Here is a 19,101-nt window from a genome sequence, read left to right as displayed (position 1 = left end):
CCCCGTCTCCGTCCGGGGATGTGGAACTTCCCGGGCGTGCGCTGTGCCAACGGCGAAATTGCGTTGCCCGGATGGGACACCGGTGCTGGGGTTGGACGCGTGGATCATCAAAGGGTGCTGGACCTGTTCGACAGGCAGATGCGGCGGGACATGCGGACCGAGGGCGACGGGTCCCGGATCGAACGGGACGGCCCGGTGGTCCGGCACATCGGCGCCGACCGGCAGTCCTGGAACGCCGTCGTCTGGTCGGATCTCGACGAGACCACCGCGGACGAGGCGATCGCCGGTGAGGTCCGGCGGTTCGGCGAGCTGGGTTTCCCGTTCGAGTGGAAGCTCTACGGCTACGACAGTCCCGCCGACCTGGGCGACCGGCTGACCGCGGCCGGTTTCGTAGCCGACGAGGAGGAGACGCTGATGATCGCCGCGATCAGCGACCTCTCACTGGACGCGGATCTCCCCGAGGGCGTGCGCATCGACCGGGTCACCGATCCGGCCGGGGTGGAACTGATGACGAGCGTGAGCGAGCAGGCGTTCGGCGAGAGCGCCGACTGGCTCCGGCACCGCCTGCTCGACCAGTTGGCCAACGACCCGGACAACGCCTACCTGTTCGTGGCGATGGCCGGTGACGAGCCGGTGTCAGGCGCCCGGATGGACGTGAACGAGGGCACCGCGTTCGCCGGCTTGTGGGGCGGCGGCACAGTCAGCACTTGGCGAGGCCGGGGCATCTACCGCTCCCTGGTGGCCGAACGTGCCCGAATCGCCGCCGCCCTGGGCTACGAATACCTGCAGGTGGACGCCTCAGCCCAGAGCCGCCCGATCCTGGAACGCCTCGGCTTCGCAGTCCTGACCAGCACAACCCCGTACAACAAAGCCTGACCGCCGGCCGTCGCTCAGCCCGGTGAAGCCGCCCGCATTCCAGCGCTCAGCGACGGCTGACGGTCCCGGCCGCTGACCCTCGGATACCCGAGGTCCGGCGCTAGACCCAGGTGGTGGTGTCGCCGGCCGCAAGGGTGCCGGGGTGCTCGACGGTGGCGAAGACGCCGAAGGTCATGTCGTTGTGCTCGGCAAGGGTTTTCAGCAGGTCTCTGCGTTCGGGGACCTGCTCCTGAGCCATGTCGATCATCACGCAGCGGGTCAGCGGCCGGACCACTCGCAGCACCACGTCGGGGCCGATTCGCAGCCGGCGCCCGGACCAGTCGTCCTCCGGGAAACCGACGCCCGGCGCCTCGAGGAGCAGGTTGGCCCGAAAGCGCAACGGGTCGACCGGGCCACCGTTGATCTCGGCGCCGGCCAGCCCGGTGACGGCCCGCAACGCAGCGGTGGTGATCAGGCTGACCGGACCCTCGTCGTGGTGCGGAACCGCCGTCTCCGGGGCGAGGGTGACCGGCCGCCCCAGGTGGTCACTGATCGCCCGATGCCCGGCCGAATCGTCGGCAGCAAACCGGCGGCCATCCGGCAACTCAACCACTGGAACCGCGACGGCCCCGGTACGGGCTCGCAGGTCGAAGAGGCCAGGCATGCGGCGGAAGCGGCGGGTGTTCTTGCCGCTGCCGAACTTGCCGTCGGTGTCACGGACCGCCCACAGACGGTCACCGGCAAGGCCTCGAGAGTCGACGCCGGTGGTCTCGACCACTTCTCCAAGCAGGGATTTCACCGGGTAGCGACGTATCTCGACGAGTTGCACGCGCCGACAGTAGGGGATCTGCAAAACCGATTGTTAGGGTCGGCGGTGTGAGTGTGGTCATCGAGGTCGTGCGGTCGGTCACCGATGAGCTGGTCGAGTCGTTCGCCCGGCTGCTGCCGCAGCTGTCCCGGTCGGCGCCGGCGCTCGACCCGGCGGCGCTGCGGGAACTGATCGCCTGGCCCGGCAATCACGTGCTGGTGGCCCGGGTCGACGGCCGGATTGTCGGCACTTTGACACTTGTCACCTTCCCGATTCCGACCGGGCTGCGGGCCTGGATCGAGGACGTCGTCGTCGATGAGGAGGCCCGCGGGCACGGAGTCGGGGCGGCGCTGACGAACGAGGCGGTGCGGATCGCCGGTGCGGCCGGCGCGCGGACCGTCGACCTCACGTCCCGGCCGTCGCGGGTCGCCGCGAATCGGTTGTATGAACGGCTGGGTTTCCAGGTCCGCGACTCGAAAGTGTTCCGGCTGTCGCATCGGTGAGGGCCGCACCAGCCCGGCTGTCGCTCTGCGGTCAGTTGTCCGGATCACCTCGCGGGGTAGGGGACCGTTCGGGTTTCCTGCGGTTGTCGGTCCGATGGCTCGTACCACCCCTTTTGCCGTCGGAGACAACGGGGTTTGTGGGATTCCTACAACTAACGCTGCGCGACATGCATGATCCGGCCCATGGCTCGACCGGGCAGTAGCCGGGAGGGTGGGGGTGGAGATTGCTGATGGTGTCAGGGAGGCTCGGCAAGTGTTCAGGCGTGTCGCGATCATCAACCGTGGAGAGGCCGCGATGCGGCTCATCCACGCCGTGCGGGATCTGTCCGCGGAGACCGGGACCCGGATCGAGACGGTCGCCCTCTACACCGACGAGGACCGGACGTCGACGTTCGTGCGTGAGGCGGATCTGACGTATCCGCTGGGTCCAGCGGCTGCGCGGCCCTATCTCAACCACGCGCTGCTGGAGCAGGCGCTCAAGGACACCGGGGCCGACGCGGCCTGGGTGGGCTGGGGTTTCGTCGCCGAGGATCCGGTGTTCGCGGAGTTGTGCGACCGGATCGGGGTGACGTTCGTCGGGCCGAGCGCGGAGGCGATGCGCAAGCTCGGTGACAAGATCGGCTCGAAGCTGATCGCCGAGGAGGTCGGCGTCCCGGTCGCGCCGTGGAGCCGCGGCGAGGTCGCGACGCTCGAGGACGCGCTGCGGGCCGGTGACCAGATCGGTTACCCGCTGATGCTGAAGGCGACCGCCGGCGGTGGCGGACGCGGCATCCGGCGTGTCGATTCCGCCGAGGACCTGACCGACGCCTACGAGCGGACCAGTCAGGAGGCGCTGCGGGCGTTCGGCTCCGGTGTGGTGTTCCTGGAGCGCCTGGTGACCGGGGCTCGGCACGTCGAGGTCCAGATGATCGCGGACGGGCAGGGTGGCGCGTGGGCGCTCGGTGTCCGGGACTGTTCGGTCCAGCGCCGCAACCAGAAGATCATCGAGGAGTCGTCGTCGGTCGTGATGGCGCCCGCGCAGGCGGCCGAACTCAAGGAGTCCGCGGTCCGGCTGGCGCTCGCGGTCGGTTACCGGGGTGCCGGAACCGTCGAGTTCCTCTACCACCCGGGTGACGGGCTGTTCGCGTTCCTCGAGGTCAACACGCGTCTCCAGGTCGAACACCCGATCACCGAGATCACCACCGGCACTGACCTGGTCAAGCTCCAGCTGCACGTCGCGTCGGGCGGCCGGCTGGACGGGCCGCCGCCGGCCGAGCAGGGACACGCGGTCGAGGCGCGGCTCAACGCCGAGGACCCGGACCGTGACTTCGCGCCCTCGCCGGGCCGCATCACCCGGCTGGCGCTGCCGGCCGGCCCCGGCATCCGGGTGGACACCGGCGTCAGCGAGGGCGACAGCATTCCGGCCGCGTTCGACTCGATGATTGCCAAGATCATTGCGTACGGCAAGGACCGTGACGAGGCACTGGGCCGTCTCCGCCGCGCGATGGCCGAGACCACCGTGATCATCGAGGGCGGCTCCACCAACAAGAGTTTCGTCCTCGACCTGCTCGACCAGCCCGAGGTCATCGACGGTTCGGCCGACACCGGCTGGATCGACCGCGTGCGTGCCGAGGGCCGCCTGGTCAGCCACCGCCACTCGGCGATCGCGCTGGCCGCCGCCGGCATCGAGGCCTACCTGGACGAGGAGGAGATCAGCCGGCAGCGGCTGCTCACCACCGCGCACGGCGGCCGCCCGCAGGTGCAGCACGACACCGGCCGCCCGCTCGACCTGAAGCTGCGCGGCGTCGGCTACCGGGTGCAGGTGTCCCGGCTCGGCCTCAAGCGCTTCCGGGTCGGCATCTTCTCCGGCGCCTCGCACGGCCACGCCGATGTGATCAGCGAACGGTTCGACGAGCACAGCGGCCAGATGTACGTCAACGGCCACCGTTTCCGGCTGACCACCGCCACTCACGGCCCGATCCACACCATCGAGGTCGACGGCGTCACCCACCGGGTCAGCCGGGACGAGGGCGGCGTGGTCCGCTCCCCCGCTCCCGCCCTGGTGGTGGCCACTCCGCTCGCGGTCGGTGACGAGGTGGAGGCGGGCGCGCCGATCCTGGTGCTGGAGAGCATGAAGATGGAGAACGTGCTCCGGGCGCCGTTCCGGGCGCGGGTGCGTGAGTGCCCGGTCGCGGTCGGCAGCCAGGTGGAGACCGGGGCGCCGCTGATGCGCCTGGAGCCGCTGGCGTCGTCGGACTCCGAAGAGGTCGCCGCGCCGGTCACCGCCGTCGAGATCGACCTGCCCGAGGGCACGCCGGCCGATCACGTCCTGGACGACCTGCGGGCCCGGCTGCTCGGGTACGACGTCGAGACGGTTCTGCCGGTCGACCACGGACGGCGGCCGGTCGCCGAGGAGATCGACCTGCTCACCATCAGCGCCGACCTGCTCGAACTCAGCCGCAACAAGCCTGGTGACGGCTGGACGAGCGAGCCGGGCAGCGCGGTGCACAGCCCGCGGGAGAACTTCCACACCTATCTCCAGAGCCTCGACGTGGAGCGGGCCGGAGTGCCCGCCGCGTTCCAGGACCGGCTGACCCGGGTGCTCGCGCACTACGGCGTGACCAGTCTCGATCGGACTCCGGAACTGGAGGACGCGGTCTTCCGGATCTTCCTGGCTCTCCAGAAGTCGGCCGCGAACATCAATGTGGTTTCCGCCCTGCTCCGGCAGTGGATCGCCGGATCGCCGCCGGCGGAGCCGCTCGCCGAGCGCGCCGGCATCGCGCTGGAGCACCTGATCGAGGCCACGCAGGTACGGTTCCCGTCGGTTTCCGACCTGGCCCGGGGCATCGTCTTCCGGTGGTATGCGCAGCCTCTGCTCCGGCGCACCCGGGCCGAGGTCTACGCGGCTGTCCGGGCCGACCTGCGGCACCTTGATCACCACCCGGATTCGGCTGACCGGGATGAGCGGATCCAGCGGATGGTGGCCTGCTCGGAGCCGCTGGTCCGGCTGGTTGGGCAGCGGATCGGGCGCCCCGGGCGGGATCACATGCCGTTGCTCGAGGTGCTGACCCGCCGCTATTACGAGAACCGGGACCTCTCCGACTTCTCGATCGACGGCCGCTTCATGACCACGACGCACACTCTTGCCACGCGCGTGACCCGCGTTTCGGCCGCCGCCGTCGACATTTCGGACTTGTCGGAGACGCTCGCGCTGGTTTCCTCGGATGTCGCCGACATCTATGTGTCCTGGGACGGCCAGCCCGGGGCCGATGAGATGGCTGCTCAACTGGATGCGATCTTTGGCTCCCTGCGGCTGCCGGGCACCCGGCGGATCACCGCGACCATCGCCGGGACCAGCGGCGCGGTCATGCACCACCACTTCACCTTCCGCGCGGATGAAGACGGACACTTCTCGGAGGACCGCCTCATCCGGGGGCTGCACCCGCAGATCGCGCTGCGCCTCCAGCTCGAGCGCCTGCGCGAGTTCGACCTCACCCGCCTGCCGTCGACCGACGAGGAGATGTACCTCTTCAGGGCGGTCGCCAAGTCGAACCCGTCGGACGAGCGGCTCATCGCGATGTACCAGGTCCGCGACCTGACCGCGCTCCGCGAGACGGACGGCCGGCTGGTCGCGTTGCCGGCCCTGGAGGAGGGCATCACCCTCACCCTCGACGCGATCCGCAACATCCAGGCACAGCGGCCGCAGAACAAGAGATTCGACACAAACCGGATCATGATGTACGTCTGGCCGGTCACCGAACTCTCCATCGACGAGCTGAACGCCCTGGTCCAGCGCATCCTGCCGACCGCGTCCGGGGCCGGCCTGGAGGAGGTCCAGTTCATCGCCCGGCAGCGGCGCTCCAGTGGGGAGCTCACCGAGGTCGCGGTGACGATCACCCTGGAGCCGGGCAACGGCGCGCACCTGCACGTCGGCGAACCATCGACCGATCCGGTGCAGCCGCTCGACGACTATCGCCAGAAGGTGCTGCGGGCGGCTCGGCGCGGGACGGTCTACCCGTACGAGCTGACCGGCCTTCTCGGCAGTTTCCTCGAATACGACCTCGTCGATGGCGCACTGGCGCCGGTCGACCGGCCGAAGGGCCGCAACACGGCCGCCATCGTGGCCGGTGTCGTCACCACGGTGACCGACCGCTACCCGGAGGGCATCACCCGGGTGGTGCTGCTCGGTGACCCGACCAAGTCGCTGGGCGCGCTGTCCGAGCCGGAGTGTGCGCGGGTGATCGCCGCCCTCGACCTGGCCTCCGCCATGAACGTTCCGCTGGAGTGGTTCGCCCTGTCCGCCGGCGCCCGGATCTCGATGACGTCCGGCACCGAGAACATGGACTGGGTGGCCGCCGCCCTCAAGCGCATCGTCACGTTCACCCAGGCCGGCGGCGAGATCAACATCGTCGTCGCGGGGATCAACGTGGGCGCCCAGCCGTACTGGAACGCCGAGGCCACGATGCTCATGCACACCAAGGGCATCCTGGTCATGACCCCGGATTCGGCGATGGTCCTCACCGGCAAGCAGTCGCTGGACTTCTCCGGTGGCGTCTCGGCCGAGGACAACTTCGGCATCGGCGGCTACGACCGGGTGATGGGCCCGAACGGTCAGGCGCAGTACTGGGCGCCGTCGCTGCCCGCCGCCCGTGACGTGCTGATGGCGCATTACGACCACACGTATGTCGCTCCTGGCGAGACCGGCCCGCGTCCGGCCCTCTCCACCGACCCGGCCGACCGGGACGTCTCCGACTACCCGCACACCTGGGCCGGAAGTGACTTCACCACGGTCGGGCAGATCTTCTCGGCGACGCACAACCCGGACCGCAAGAAGGCGTTCGACATCCGCACCGTGATGCGGGCAGTGTCCGATCAGGATCACCCGGTGCTGGAGCGCTGGGCGGGCATGGCGGACGCCGACACCTCGGTCGTCCAGGACGTGCACATCGGCGGCCGGCCGGTCTGCCTCATCGGCATCGAGTCGCGTTCCGTCCCGCGGCGCGGTTTCCCGCCCACCGATGGCCCCGACACGTACACGGCGGGCACCCTGTTCCCCCGTTCGTCGAAGAAGACGGCCCGGGCGATCAACGCGGCCTCCGGCAACCGCCCGCTCGTGGTCCTGGCGAACCTGTCCGGTTTCGACGGCTCCCCCGAGTCGATGCGAAACCTCCAGCTCGAATACGGCGCCGAGATCGGCCGTGCCATCGTCAACTTCGACGGCCCGATCGTCTTCACGGTCATCTCGCGTTACCACGGCGGCGCTTTCGTCGTCTTCTCCAAGGCCCTGAACCCGAACATGACGGTCCTGGCCCTGGAGGGTTCGTTCGCCTCGGTGCTGGGTGGCGCCCCCGCGGCGGCGGTGGTCTTCTCCGGCGAGGTCAACAACCGAACCGCGAACGACCCGCGCGTCACCGAACTCCAGGCCCAGGCCTCAGCCGCGTCGGCAACCGACCGGGCGGCGCTGAACGCCCGCCTGGCCGAGGTGCAGGGTTCGGTCCGGGCCGAGAAGCTCGGCGAGGTAGCGGCCGAATTCGACCGGGTGCACAGCATCCAGCGGGCGGTCGAGGTCGGTTCGGTGGACGCGATCGTGAGCACGGCGGACCTGCGTCCCCGCATCATCGAGGCCATCGAACACGGCCTCAAGAGCTGAACCACGGCCTGCTTCGGCGGGCTCGAGCGCGGCGGTCCACTTCCGGGCCGCCGCGTTCTTCCATCCGGTACGCCCCGGCTTCCATCCCTCGGGCTTCCGCCCCGGCCTCCATCCCCCGGGCTTCCGCCCCGGCCTCCATCCCCCGGGCTTCCGCCCCGGCCTCCATCCCCCGGGCTTCCGCCCCGGCCTCCATCCCCCGGGCTTCTGGGTCCCATCTCCGCCGTCCCCTCCCCCGGGCGTTCAGTTCTGTAGGTAGCGGATCACCGCGAGCACCCGCCGATGGTCGGCATCGGACGGCGGCAGATCGAACTTGCCGAAGATGTTGGTCACGTGTTTCTCCACGGCCCGCTCGCTGACCCGGATCGCCGTGGCAATCGCGGTGTTGGACCGCCCCTGCGCCATGAGGGCCAGCACCTCGCGTTCCCTGGGTGTGAACTCGGCAAGCACCTCCCGGTGCCGGCTCCGGCCGAACATCTGGGTCACCACCTGCGGATCGAGCGCCGTCCCCCCGGCCGCAACCCGATGCAGCGCGTCCACGAAGTCGTCCAGTTGAACAACCCGTTCCTTGAGCAGATAGCCGACCCCGTCCGACCCACCGGCCAGCAGCTCGGCCACGAACGCGGTCTCCACATACTGCGAGAAGATCAACACCCCGATCCCGGGGCATTCACGCCGCAGCCGAACAGCCGCCCTCAACCCTTCATCGGTGTGACTGGGCGGCAGCCGAATGTCCATAATCGCCACATCCGGCGCCTGAACGGCAACCGCCTCGAACAACGACGGCACATCGACGACAGCGGCCAGCACCTGGTGGCCCCGCATACTCAGCAGTTGGGCAAGGCCTTCCCGCAGAATCGCGGAGTCCTCAGCGATGACAACGCGCATCTCTCCACCCATGGCCCTTCCCCCGTCACCGGCCCCGCAGGCGCCGGTCAAGTCGCCTTCCCGATCCGATCAGTCCACCCGAGCCACCGAACTCCCATCCGCCAGGCCACCCCGGGCCGGCGACCCCGAGCCGCCCGCCCCCGAACGAGCAGCTGGAAATGACCCGGCCAACTCCACCACCCCCGGCCGTCCCGTACCGGCCATCCCCGAATCTCGGAGAACACCGGCTCTTGAGTCCGTTGGGTCTGCCGCCAACGGGCATGGGATCTCGACCGTGACGGTGGTCGGCCCGCCGGCTGGGCTGTCGATGACCAGACTCCCGTCGACCACCCGGACCCGCTCGGACAACCCGGCAAGCCCACCACCGGCCCGCCGATGCGCACCACCCCGCCCGTCGTCATGGACCCGCAGTCGAAGCACGTCATCCCGGAGATCGACCCGGATCGCAGCTTTGCGCGCCCCACTGTGGCGCCCCGCGTTGGTCAGCAGCTCACACGCCGTGAAGTAGGCGATGCTCTCCAGCGCCGGCGGTGGCCGTCTCGGCAGGTCGATCTCAACGGTGACCGGCACTGCGCTACCCGCCGCGACGGTGGCCAGCGCCGCCTCCAATCCGGCGTCCAGCACCGGCGGGTGAATGCCCCGCACCAGATCACGCAGGTCGGCGACCGCGGCGGTCAGCGTCGCCTGTGCCGTGTCGACTGCCGCCACCACCTGCTCGGTGGGTGCCTGGGCGCCGACGAGCTCCCGAACGATCGCCAGATGCATGCCGACACCGATCAGCCGAGCCTGGGCGCCGTCGTGCAGATCGCGCTCGATCCGCCGCAGCGTGATGTCGGCGTCCTTGACCGCGCGATCGCGGGAATCCTGTAGGTCGCTGATCCGCTGGTTGGCCCGGGTGGGGCCGAGCAGCCCACGGATCATCAGCCGCTCGACGGCGAGCACCGACCGCAGCATCCATGGCCCGAGCAGCAGAAGGATCACACTGGTGACCATGATGCCGAGCGCTTCGACGCCGAGCTCGTTCTCGTAGAACGGAAGGTAGATCAGGCTGATCAGCCCGTACAGGTAGAAGCCGCCGGCCAGAGCGAGGGAGAGCACCGCCACCGGCGGCTTGATCAGCGCATATGCCAGGACCCGCCAGCTGACCGGGTCCTTGAGGATCGCCCGCCGCCACCCGAACAGGCCGATCCCGGCCACGACCGGGCGGACGGGCGTGGGAACCCGGTCGCCGAGCATCCGTGCGGCCAGATCCCTCCGACTCCCGCCGAGACCCGCCGCACCGCGCAGGACCAGAGCGAGCAGCCAAGTCCCGAGTGGAGTGAGCAGCAGCACGGCGCCGAGCAGGCTCCCCAGCATCAGGAGGACAAAGCTCAGCAGGTCGATCGGCAGGACCAGTAGCAGGTATGCCAGGCCTCTACGCGAACGACTGTCGAAGATCGTGCTCAATAGCTTCATCGCGGAAAAGCATGCCCCTTCCGGCAGCCGAGCGCGATGGTGCCAGCACTAGCATCAATGGTTCGGATAACCGCACCTTCAAGCGCGTGCCTGCTCGACTGTGCCCGGCCCGATTCCCGGTGAGCCTCGATGCCATGCCTCGCATCGCTCTCACGTCCCGGAAAGCCCTGGCGGCCACCGCCCTCGCCGGCCTGGGCCTGATCGGCGGCTCGCTGCTCGGCCCGGCCCGTCCGGAGCCGCTGGTGCCGCCGGCCTCGCTTCCCGCATGGCTCGCCGAGCCCACCGCGCCACCCGATCCGGCCACGGCCACGCCGGAGCGGGTGGCCCTGTTCTTCGCGCGTCTCACTGCGACCGAGGCGACCGGGCTCACCACCCGCTACCCGGAGATCGTCGGCAATCTCGACGGCGCGCCCGTGTCGCTGCGCTATGCGGCCAACCAGGCGCGGCGTCCTTCGGAGGCGGCTGGCCGGCAGACACTCGTCTACGACGACCGAGGCGACGGCCGCATCGCCGAGGTGCTGGGCGACCTGGAGACCGCCGACCGCATCGTGATCCTCGTCCCGGGCTCCGACAACGAGTTGCCCGAGTTCGCAAGCGGTCACGGCGGAGTGCAGCGCCGAGCTCCGGCATGGCAGGCCCGGCAACTGTTCGACAGCATCCATACGTCCGACCGGGGCGCGCGGGTCGCCGTAATCGCCTGGCTCGGTTACGACGCGCCGGAAGGGCTCGACATCGACGCCGTGCGGGAGGACAGAGCCGCCTCCGGCGCCGTCGCTCTCCAGCGTTTCGTGGAGGGTCTCGTGCTCGACCGCCCGGCCCGGTCGATCGTCGTCATCGGGCACAGCTACGGCTCCACTGTCGCGGGTCTGGCCGCGCCCGGGCTGAGCGGGCAGGTCACCGACCTGGTCTCGATCGGCGGTCCCGGCATGGGCGTCGCCGGCAGCTCCGACCTGGACACGTCAGCGCAGGTGTGGGCCTGCGCTGCGCCCAGCGACTGGATCCGCCGAGTCCCGGGGGTGCGCCTGCTGGGTCTCGGTCACGGCCGGTTGCCCTCCGACCCGGAGTTCGGCGCGCGCCCCCTGCCTTGCGACGACGTCCTGGGCCACGACGGCTACTTCGATCCCGGCGCGTCGGTGCTCCCGGCGATCACCGCGATCGTCATCGGCCGGGCATCGGAGGACCCGCTGGTCGACAGCCGGGCACCGATCGGCCAGGGGCTCGAACCGCTGGCGATCGCCGGCACCCGGGCCGGTGTCGGCGAGGCTCCGAAAGTCGGTGGGAGGTCCGCGGAGCGGACCGTCCATGGTGCGGGCACCGGGCATCCGACGCCGGAATACCAACGATGATCATTGATGCTTTCGAGCTGCTCGCCCGCTGGGGCCGACCACGCACTCCGATCATTCGGCCGCGGCGGAGCACGGAGGCTCCAGGTTCGCGCGACAGCACCGCCCGCTGTCCCGACGCCTCAGAGGCCGAGACCTCGAACAACGACGGACCGGCCCGGCTCGTCCCCGAAACCTGATGTCAGGAGGATCGCTCGATGGGCACCCACCTCGCCGAGGCACGACCTCGGACCCCACGGACCGAGGAGTCGCAGCGATCAGCTGACGGACGACTCCATCGAGTGGCTGGTCTCCACCGGGCGGAAACCGAACCGCTCGTTGATCACCTGCATGGCGTCGTTGGACTCCGCGGTCCAGGTGTGCACGTGTTGCGCCCGCGGGTGCCGGGCGACGAGTTCACACAGGTTCCGGGCCTTGGCAAGGCCGCCGAGCCGGTGGCCGCGATGCGCCCGGCGTATGTAGGTGTCGTCCTGGTGCACGTGGATGCCGTCGCTCTCCACGAGCAGCTGGGTGTATCCGGCAGGTTCCCCGCCATCCGTGGTGATCATCGTGGTGACCAAGGCGTATCCGATCTTGCTGAGCCGTTCCTGGTTGGTGCCGACCCGTTCGGCATCCCACCGGGCCGCCTCCACGTCGAGTTCGCCGGTCGGCACGTCAGTCGCCATCTCGCTGGTGAGATCGGCAAGCGCCGGCAGCCATTCAGCGGGCATCGGCCCGTGCCAGGAGTGAGCCCGATAGCCGGGGGCCGGCCGGTCATGATCTGCCAGGATCTGCTCGGGCACCGGCAGGTCGAGCACCAGCCGATCCTCAGCCAGTCCGGAGGCGAAGCCACGGGCCAGTGCGAACCGCCCACCCGGCCATTCCTCAAGGGCTCGCCCGCGCGGGACGTGCACCTCCACGTTGACGGTGGTCCGCCCGACGGAGACGGCACGCTGCGTTCCGGCGTCCCACAGCGCAGCGCCGACACCCCGCCCGCGATTCGGCAACGGGACGGCGATGTCGATTTCGGCCCGGTGCAGGTTCTCCTGCCGTGCCCACTCGACAAGCATCCCGCCGACGCAGGTGTCGTCCTCCCAGGCGCCCCAGGCCTCGCGATGCCGGTTCGGGTTGGTGGCGTTGGCCGCGAGCGACCGCAGCTCGGTGTCACGGGCGGTCACCAGCGCCGCATGCCGGTCGGCCGTCGCCCCCGCGTGCCGCGCCTCGTACCACGCTGAGGCCTCGGTCCCGTCGAAACTCGTCAGCTTCCGGATCTCCATCCGAGGGAGACTATCGATGCCCGCCATGACGTCGACAGCGATTATCGAGCCTCACGATGCGCCACGATATCCGCGGCCGTGCGGGGAGAACCAGGCCCACTCGGGGCCGGCTCTGCGAGTCGGGCTTCGGAGACGAGAGCAACCCGCCGGGGCAGTCTCCACCTGCCTATTGCCGGATCTCGGCCAGGGCTCCGGCGTGCCCTCCACGATCCCCCGCAGGCTCCTTCGTTCCGCGACGGCGAAGACGGGCGATCAGTCGGGGAAGCAGTCCAGCGCCGACGGCGACCACGACTGCGAGAAGTCCGAGCACTGTCGGACGCCACGGCCAGGAGGATCCGGTGAGCAGCAAATGATCGGCCGGGTATTCGGTGAACTTCGCCGTGGTGCGGGCAGTCGCGCGATCAGTGTGCGCGGCAAGGTCACGCAGCAACGGATCGAACGAGAACTCACCAGGTTGACGCCGGGCGTGTGGAAACGTGATCGCGATGCCACGGTCAGCAGCCCAGACCACCAGGTCAGCGCCGGGCTGGCCGACGCCGGGCTCGTCGAGACCGGGGATGACAAGCCGGTCCACGGACGCCGGGCCGGCAATCAACAGCAGGCCGTGCCGGGTGGTCACTGTCGGCCGGGTGGCGACGGGCACGGTCCGGGTGGCGAAAGACGTTCCGGCGTAGGTCTCGAAGGCCGACGCGATGTCGATCTCACCGGCCCCGTCGACGAGCCCGACGCCCACGGTCGGCCGCAGCCAGGGGAACGCCGCGTTCAGGGCATACGGGAGGTCGATCGTCAGGCTCCGCTCAGGAATCCGGGTGGACGTGCCAGGCGTCCAGTCCCGGTAGGCGACCTCGCGCCCGACCCGGGTGGCTTCGGCCGCGCCGGCGATCAGCTCGATGAGCCGAAGGGCGCCGGCCAGCCCGGACGTGACACCCGCGGTCGTGACGATTCGCCCGTCCTCGACAAACCGTTCGCCAGCGACCCAGACCGTCTCCGGATGACTGTCACGGAGCCCGCCGAGTCGTTGCCAGAAGGATGTCGCCCGCCGCCCGGCCAGCAGTCCGACGTCGGCGAGCACTTCGGAGCCCGCACAGACCCCGAGGACGTAAGCGCCGCGAGAAGCCTGTCCGGTGAGCCAGTCGGACAGCTCGGGCTCCTTCTGGACGATGGCGGGAACGACCACCACATCCGGAGCCGGAGCAGTGTCGAAGGTGTGCTCGGGCACGACCTGCACCCCACCGGAGAGCGGAACGGGCCGGCGTTCTGCGGCCACCGTGTAGACGAAGAATCCGGAGGTGCGTGCGAACGCCTCGTACGGCAGCAGGGCATCGCTGATCACCGTCCCGCCGCTGCCGAGGAGCACCGCGACGACGGTCGTTTCCGCTGGTGGATCGCGCGGTGGCGGCCAGGCGCCGGATGTCACGCGATCGACGGGATAGCTGTCGCCCATGGCGACCATCACGCCACCGAACGCGGTGCCGCCGAGAACGGCGGTCGCCAGGAGCAATCCGAGAAGGAAACGAAGCATGACGGCCCCTTCCATGGGCTGATGACGAGATTTCGGACAGCCCGGACAGCACTGTGGAGCCACGGACGCCGGGTGAGTCAGTTGCGGCGACCGGCCGATGGCGGCATGCCGTATCGGGCTCCGTACAACCGCCGGAAATGGCGAGCGTCGCGGAATCCGCAGCGTGCCGCGACCGCCTCCACCGTCAGGGTCGTCTCGGCGAGCAGGTTGGCGGCCAGGTCCAGACGCAGGCGTTGCTGGTATTCGAGCGGAGTGCAGCCGGTCGCCGTGCTGAAGGCCCGGCTGAGTCCGCGTGGCGACAGGTTCGCCAGGCGGGCCAGGTCGTCGAGGGTGTGCGGGAGGTCGAGGTGCTGAGCGAGATGGTCCTGCACCCGGTGGACGCCGGGATGCAGGTGGCCGCGATGCTGGAGGAACGGGCTGACCTGCCGCTGCGATCCGTCCCGCCGCAGGTAGACGACAAGGTCCCGGGCCACCGCGGCGGTCAACTCCGGGCCATGATCGCGTTCGATCAGCGACAGTGCGAGGTCGATCCCGGCGGCGATCCCCGCGCTGGTGCTGACCGGCCCGTCGTGGACGTAGAGCACGGCATCCCGGACACGCGCCCGGGGATAACGCGCTCGCATCAGGTCGACGAGCGACCAGTGCGTGGTGCACCGGCGGCCGTCGAGCAGGCCCGCCTCGGCGAGCAACGCCGCCCCCGTGCACACCGAGGCCACCCGGGCGCCGGCCCGCACCGCGTCCTGCACCCAGGTCACGGCGACCGCCGGCAGGTCCGGACCCGGCGCATACAGCCGTGGACCGGGGATCAGAACCAAGTCGCCGAGGCCGACCGACGGCAGCGGTTTGAGCCCGGCGAGGAGCAGACCCTGCGCGGATCGCACCTCACCGGAGGCGACCGCCACGAACTCCAGGCGGTATCCGGCGCCGTGCTGCGCCGCCGTGTCGAAAGCCTGCACCGGACCACCGAGGTCGAGCAGGTTGACATCCGGCAGCACCAGCACGACCACCCGGCCGCTGGGTCTGTTCTCGCCGTTCACGGTAATGACGCTAGGCGATCGGCGAGTCCGGGAGGAGGGCCGTGAACGTCACCCACCGGACGGATCCGGTAGCGATAGGCTCCCGGGATGGCGCTTCCGGACCATCTTCAGCCGTTCGTCCTGCCGGTGGAGACCGTCACCCCGGACCGCAGGGGATTCGTCGACGTTTATCTGCCGGAGGCTACGGAGCCACGGCCGGCGATCGTGTTCGTGCATGGCGGCCCGGTGCCGGCCGAGCTGCGCCCGACCCCACGCGACTGGCCGGTGTATCGGGGATACGGCTCGCTGGCGGTGTCCCGTGGAGTGGTCGGCGTGACGGTCGATCACCGGCTGCACCATCCGGCCGCCTATCCGGCAGCCGCCGAGGACGTCGCCGAGGCGGTCCGGATCACGCGGGAGTTGCCACAGGTCGACGCCGACCGGGTCGCGGTCTGGTTCTTCTCCGGCGGTGGGTTGCTGCTCTCCGACTGGCTGCGTTCATCACCGTCGTGGCTGCGCTGTCTGGCCGCCACCTACCCGCTGCTCGCGCCGCTGCCGGGCTGGCCGGTCGATCCGGCGTTCCGCCCGGTGGACGTGGTCGCCGGATCTGTCACACCGCCGATCGTGCTGACCCGGGCGGGTCTCGAACGCCCGGATGTCGCCGCGGTGGTCGAGGAGTTCGTGGCGGCTGCCGACAGTGCGCGACTGGATCTGATCGATGTGCCGAACGGCCGCCACGGCTTCGACATGCTCGATCACACCGAGGAGTCCCGGAGCGCCGTGATTCAGGCCTTCGACACGGTTCTGGCCCACCTCGGCTGTTCGGGTCGCTGAATCACCGCCGGAGCTCAACAAATCCGTGGGGTCGCCGTGTAGTCATAGGTATGAGAGGTAACGGGTTCGAAGCGTTCCTGCGGCAGAGTGCCCCCGCCCTGCTGCGTCTGGGGAACGCGCTGACCCTGGACCGGGCCGCCGCCGAGGATCTGGCCCAGGAGACGCTGATCCGGGTGGGTCTGGCGTGGTCGCGGGTGCGCCGGGACGGCAATCCGGACGGTTATGCCCAGCGCACCATGGTCAACCTGTTCCTGAACGAGCGTCGCCGTCGCCGTCCGATTCCGGTCGCTGACCTGCCGGATCGCGCGGACGAGGACGCGGCGCTCGCGTCAATCGACGACACCGCGGTGGTTCGCCAGCTCCTGGCAGGGCTGCCACCACAGCAGCGGGCCGCGATCGCATTGCGCTACCTGGCCGATCAGCCGGACGACCAGATCGCGGCGATTCTCGGGTGCAGCGCGGGCACGGTCCGTTCCCACCTCTCGCGGGGCCTGGCGACACTTCGTGAACGCATGACGGCGGAAGGCTGATCTCACATGCCGGAAATTCTTAACGCGACCGATTTCGATCTGCCGGTGACGGAGGAGTTCCTGCACCGGGTCCAGCGGGGCGTCCGCCGCCGCCAGACATTCCGGATGGCCGCCGCCGGGCTGGCCGTCCTGGCCGTCACAGGTGTGGTGGCCGTGACCCAGACAAGGCCGGCACCCGGTCCGGTCGTAGCCGCCTCCCCCACAGTTCCCGACGTGGACCGTTTCCTGATCGGCTACATCCCGGACGGCATCCGGCTCGACGAGCAGCGCAGCAGCAGCACTTTGATGATCAGGCCGGACGGCACCGACGCCGGCACATCATCTGGACCGCAGGACCTGAACGTGACGGTGTCGATGCGACGGTTCGAGCAGGCCAACGGCGGCTCGTATATGTGGATCACGGTGTTTCGCCCGTCGGCGCCACCCGCCCAGACGGTTCCGGCGACCACGTTCAACGCGCTCCTGGACCGCCACCTGACCGGAACCACCACGGTCGAGAAGTTCGACGTCCCCGCCGGAAGGGCCAGCCTGACAAGGACCTCCGGCACCGAGGCCACCGGTTACGGCATCGTCATCGCTGGCGCCGACCGCACCGTGATCACCATCGAGGCGAACACGCGCGTTCCCGCCGAAACCCTGAAGTCGGTCGCCGCCGGCATCACTCCCGCATGAGCCGGGAGTCCAACCACGACAGGAGGTGTTCGGCCTGCTCACGCTGCATGCTCCGGAGCCGCGGCTCACCGGGCAACGCGCAGTCACGCCAGGCCCGCCCGGCAAGCCCGGCCAGCGCCACGTTCACGTCCTCGTCAGGCGTGTCCCGCCAGCATGATCGCCGCAGCACGGTCTCCGGGTCGTGCCCGGCCGACGCCAGGTCCGGCAGCAGCCGGATCAGGTCCATCCAGCCCGGGGCCGTCCACATGTGGGTCCAGTCAACGATCCGCAACCGCCCGTCAGGCTCCCGGATGATGTTGTCGCGCCGCAGGTCGCCATGATGCAGCGCGACGCCCGGCGCGAGCACGGCCACCCAGCGAGCCTCCAGTTCGGCGAGCCGCGCCACAGGCGCGGAGATCGGCGGCGGTCGCCGCACCCCGAGCGTCGCCCAATCCCCGAGCAAGGGCACAAAATCTTGCGCGTACGGCCAAACGCCCCGGATCGAGCAGGGTTGCATCCGCTCCCGCATCCGGCTGATGACCCGAAGCACCTCGTCAACGTCTGCCGAATTCCAGGCGTCGACAGTCACCCCGTCGACCACTTCGTAGGCGGCGACCCGCCATTCCTCGCAGGAGACAGCCCTCAGCAGCCGGGGCCCGAGATCACCGACCGCATCGGCCAGCACCGTCCCGGCTTCCACCGCTTCCCCGAGCCCGGTCCCGATCGGCGCGGCCTTGACGAACAGCCGAGCCCCGGACCGCCCCGCCACCACGGAGGCAATCGAAGGAGTGAACCCGGCCTCCGCAGCCCACTCCCCCACAACCAGTTCCCCGAGCACCTCGGCCACCGCGTCCCGGACACTCTCTGGCGCCGCACTGAGCAGGGGCCGCCGACCAGACGGGGGTCGCCGATCAAAACTCACCGCCGCCACTGTAGACGGAACGGCCCCGAGCACCAGGACAAACCCCCGCGAAGGCATGGGCGATCGCTGCACCGAAAGCGGTGATCAGTACGACCGCATCGTGGGCCACCTGCCCTGGGGCTGGGGCTGGGGCCAGCTGAACAGGACAGCGGCCAACACAATCATGCCGTAAGCCGCCAGCCTTGGGGCTGAGGCCAGCTGAACAGAACGGCAACCAGCACGATCATGCCGTGGGCTATCAACATGGGACTAGCGTCAGCTGACAGCGCAGCCGCCAGCACGATCATGCCGTAGACCGCCAGCCCTGGGGCTGAGGCCAGCTGAACAGAACGGCAAATAGCACGATCATGCCGTGAACCACCAGCCCCTAGGCTGGCGTCAGCTGAGCAGAGCAGCCGCCAGCACGATCCCGAGCACGGCCCCCGCGGCACCGGCGGCCGCCGCATAGAAGCCGAGCGGCCGGTCGCCCAGGAAACCACCGACCAGACCGAGAATGATCGCGACCAGGCCGAACATGAACGGCCAGAACAACACCGCCAGCCCCGCGAAGACGAAGGCGATGATCGTGCAGATACGGGCAGCGGAAACACTCTGGCGGCTGGTGCCGTACGACATCTCGGGCTCCTCCCAGGCGGCAGTTCGTGGACGCCCTCTGTCTACCCAGGACGAACGAATACCATGCGTGACCACCCACGCACCGAGCCCGCCAACCACGCAAAGGCCGACGAGACGCGGGCCGGACCGGCGAGACCCCGAGCCGACTGCCACACGGCGGCCAGAGCAGCACCAGCACCTCAGAGTCTTTTTCTTGGTGTGGGTTGGTTTGGTTGTCAAGGTCTGGGTTGGGTGGTGGTTTTGCGGAGGTATTTGGCGGCGTTGTAGGAGGTGGTCA

15 protein-coding genes are annotated in these 19,101 nt (G+C 69.6%); 7 read left to right on the top strand and 8 right to left on the bottom strand.

From position 1 onward, the window contains the following. Positions 1-99 precede the first annotated feature (99 nt). On the top strand, positions 100-876 hold the full coding sequence (locus AB0E94_RS45190) for a GNAT family N-acetyltransferase (protein WP_360340290.1): 777 nt from the start codon (positions 100-102) through the stop codon (positions 874-876). A 100-nt stretch (positions 877-976) separates the two neighbouring features. Here AB0E94_RS45190 and AB0E94_RS45185 read toward each other — a convergent pair whose 3' ends face one another. Further along, a complete protein-coding gene (locus AB0E94_RS45185; RefSeq protein ID WP_360340287.1) occupies positions 977-1,684 on the bottom strand; it encodes an MOSC domain-containing protein in 708 nt (235 codons plus the stop codon). Positions 1,685-1,731: 47 nt separating this feature from the next. Here AB0E94_RS45185 and AB0E94_RS45180 point away from each other — a divergent pair, with 47 nt between their 5' ends. Next, complete coding sequence (locus AB0E94_RS45180) at positions 1,732-2,166, top strand: GNAT family N-acetyltransferase (RefSeq protein ID WP_360340284.1); 435 nt, start codon at positions 1,732-1,734, stop codon at positions 2,164-2,166. Between the two features lie 253 nt (positions 2,167-2,419). Continuing rightward, the gene (locus tag AB0E94_RS45175) at positions 2,420-7,795 is read left to right on the top strand and encodes a biotin carboxylase N-terminal domain-containing protein (protein WP_360340281.1); all 5,376 of its coding nucleotides are present in this window, start codon (positions 2,420-2,422) and stop codon (positions 7,793-7,795) included. 240 nt (positions 7,796-8,035) lie between these two features. Here AB0E94_RS45175 and AB0E94_RS45170 read toward each other — a convergent pair whose 3' ends face one another. Together AB0E94_RS45170 and AB0E94_RS45165 are read right to left on the bottom strand one after the other, a co-directional pair. Further along, positions 8,036-8,680 (bottom strand): response regulator transcription factor, encoded by a 645-nt coding sequence (locus AB0E94_RS45170; RefSeq protein WP_360340278.1) that lies wholly within the window; start codon positions 8,678-8,680, stop codon positions 8,036-8,038. 69 nt (positions 8,681-8,749) lie between these two features. Next, the gene (locus AB0E94_RS45165) at positions 8,750-10,135 is read right to left on the bottom strand and encodes a sensor domain-containing protein (protein ID WP_360340275.1); all 1,386 of its coding nucleotides are present in this window, start codon (positions 10,133-10,135) and stop codon (positions 8,750-8,752) included. 134 nt (positions 10,136-10,269) lie between these two features. Here AB0E94_RS45165 and AB0E94_RS45160 point away from each other — a divergent pair, with 134 nt between their 5' ends. Next, positions 10,270-11,481 (top strand): alpha/beta hydrolase, encoded by a 1,212-nt coding sequence (locus AB0E94_RS45160; RefSeq protein WP_360340272.1) that lies wholly within the window; start codon positions 10,270-10,272, stop codon positions 11,479-11,481. Positions 11,482-11,735: 254 nt separating this feature from the next. On the opposite strand, the gene AB0E94_RS45155 is transcribed toward AB0E94_RS45160, so the two are convergent. The 3 genes from AB0E94_RS45155 to AB0E94_RS45145 all read right to left on the bottom strand — a co-directional run bounded on the left by AB0E94_RS45155 (position 11,736) and on the right by AB0E94_RS45145 (position 15,293). Beyond that, entirely contained in the window at positions 11,736-12,734 is a 999-nt protein-coding gene (locus tag AB0E94_RS45155) for a GNAT family N-acetyltransferase (protein WP_360340269.1), read from the bottom strand. A gap of 166 nt (positions 12,735-12,900) precedes the next feature. Then, on the bottom strand, positions 12,901-14,256 hold the full coding sequence (locus tag AB0E94_RS45150) for a DJ-1/PfpI family protein (protein ID WP_360340266.1): 1,356 nt from the start codon (positions 14,254-14,256) through the stop codon (positions 12,901-12,903). A gap of 77 nt (positions 14,257-14,333) precedes the next feature. Next, positions 14,334-15,293 (bottom strand): helix-turn-helix domain-containing protein, encoded by a 960-nt coding sequence (locus AB0E94_RS45145; RefSeq protein ID WP_360340263.1) that lies wholly within the window; start codon positions 15,291-15,293, stop codon positions 14,334-14,336. Between the two features lie 87 nt (positions 15,294-15,380). Between AB0E94_RS45145 and AB0E94_RS45140 the strand changes: the two genes are divergently transcribed. Genes AB0E94_RS45140 through AB0E94_RS45130 form a run of 3 tightly spaced genes read left to right on the top strand, consistent with a single transcriptional unit; the run spans position 15,381 to position 17,308 of the window. Then, positions 15,381-16,106 (top strand): alpha/beta hydrolase, encoded by a 726-nt coding sequence (locus tag AB0E94_RS45140; RefSeq protein WP_360340260.1) that lies wholly within the window; start codon positions 15,381-15,383, stop codon positions 16,104-16,106. Positions 16,107-16,156: 50 nt separating this feature from the next. Further along, complete coding sequence (locus AB0E94_RS45135) at positions 16,157-16,636, top strand: SigE family RNA polymerase sigma factor (RefSeq protein ID WP_360340257.1); 480 nt, start codon at positions 16,157-16,159, stop codon at positions 16,634-16,636. A 6-nt stretch (positions 16,637-16,642) separates the two neighbouring features. Continuing rightward, positions 16,643-17,308: a hypothetical protein gene (locus AB0E94_RS45130; protein WP_360340254.1), complete on the top strand. Its 666-nt coding sequence runs from the start codon at positions 16,643-16,645 to the stop codon at positions 17,306-17,308. On the opposite strand, the gene AB0E94_RS45125 is transcribed toward AB0E94_RS45130, so the two are convergent. Both AB0E94_RS45125 and AB0E94_RS45120 read right to left on the bottom strand, forming a co-directional pair. Continuing rightward, the gene (locus AB0E94_RS45125) at positions 17,295-18,134 is read right to left on the bottom strand and encodes an aminoglycoside phosphotransferase (RefSeq protein WP_360340252.1); all 840 of its coding nucleotides are present in this window, start codon (positions 18,132-18,134) and stop codon (positions 17,295-17,297) included. The genes AB0E94_RS45130 and AB0E94_RS45125 overlap by 14 nt on opposite strands. A 453-nt stretch (positions 18,135-18,587) precedes the next feature. After that, entirely contained in the window at positions 18,588-18,824 is a 237-nt protein-coding gene (locus AB0E94_RS45120; RefSeq protein ID WP_360340249.1) for a hypothetical protein, read from the bottom strand. Positions 18,825-19,101 lie beyond the last annotated feature (277 nt).

It is taken from the genome of Actinoplanes sp. NPDC026670, assembly GCF_040638175.1.
Lineage (GTDB): Bacteria > Actinomycetota > Actinomycetes > Mycobacteriales > Micromonosporaceae > Actinoplanes.
This window is presented reverse-complemented; position numbering and strand designations above follow the sequence as displayed.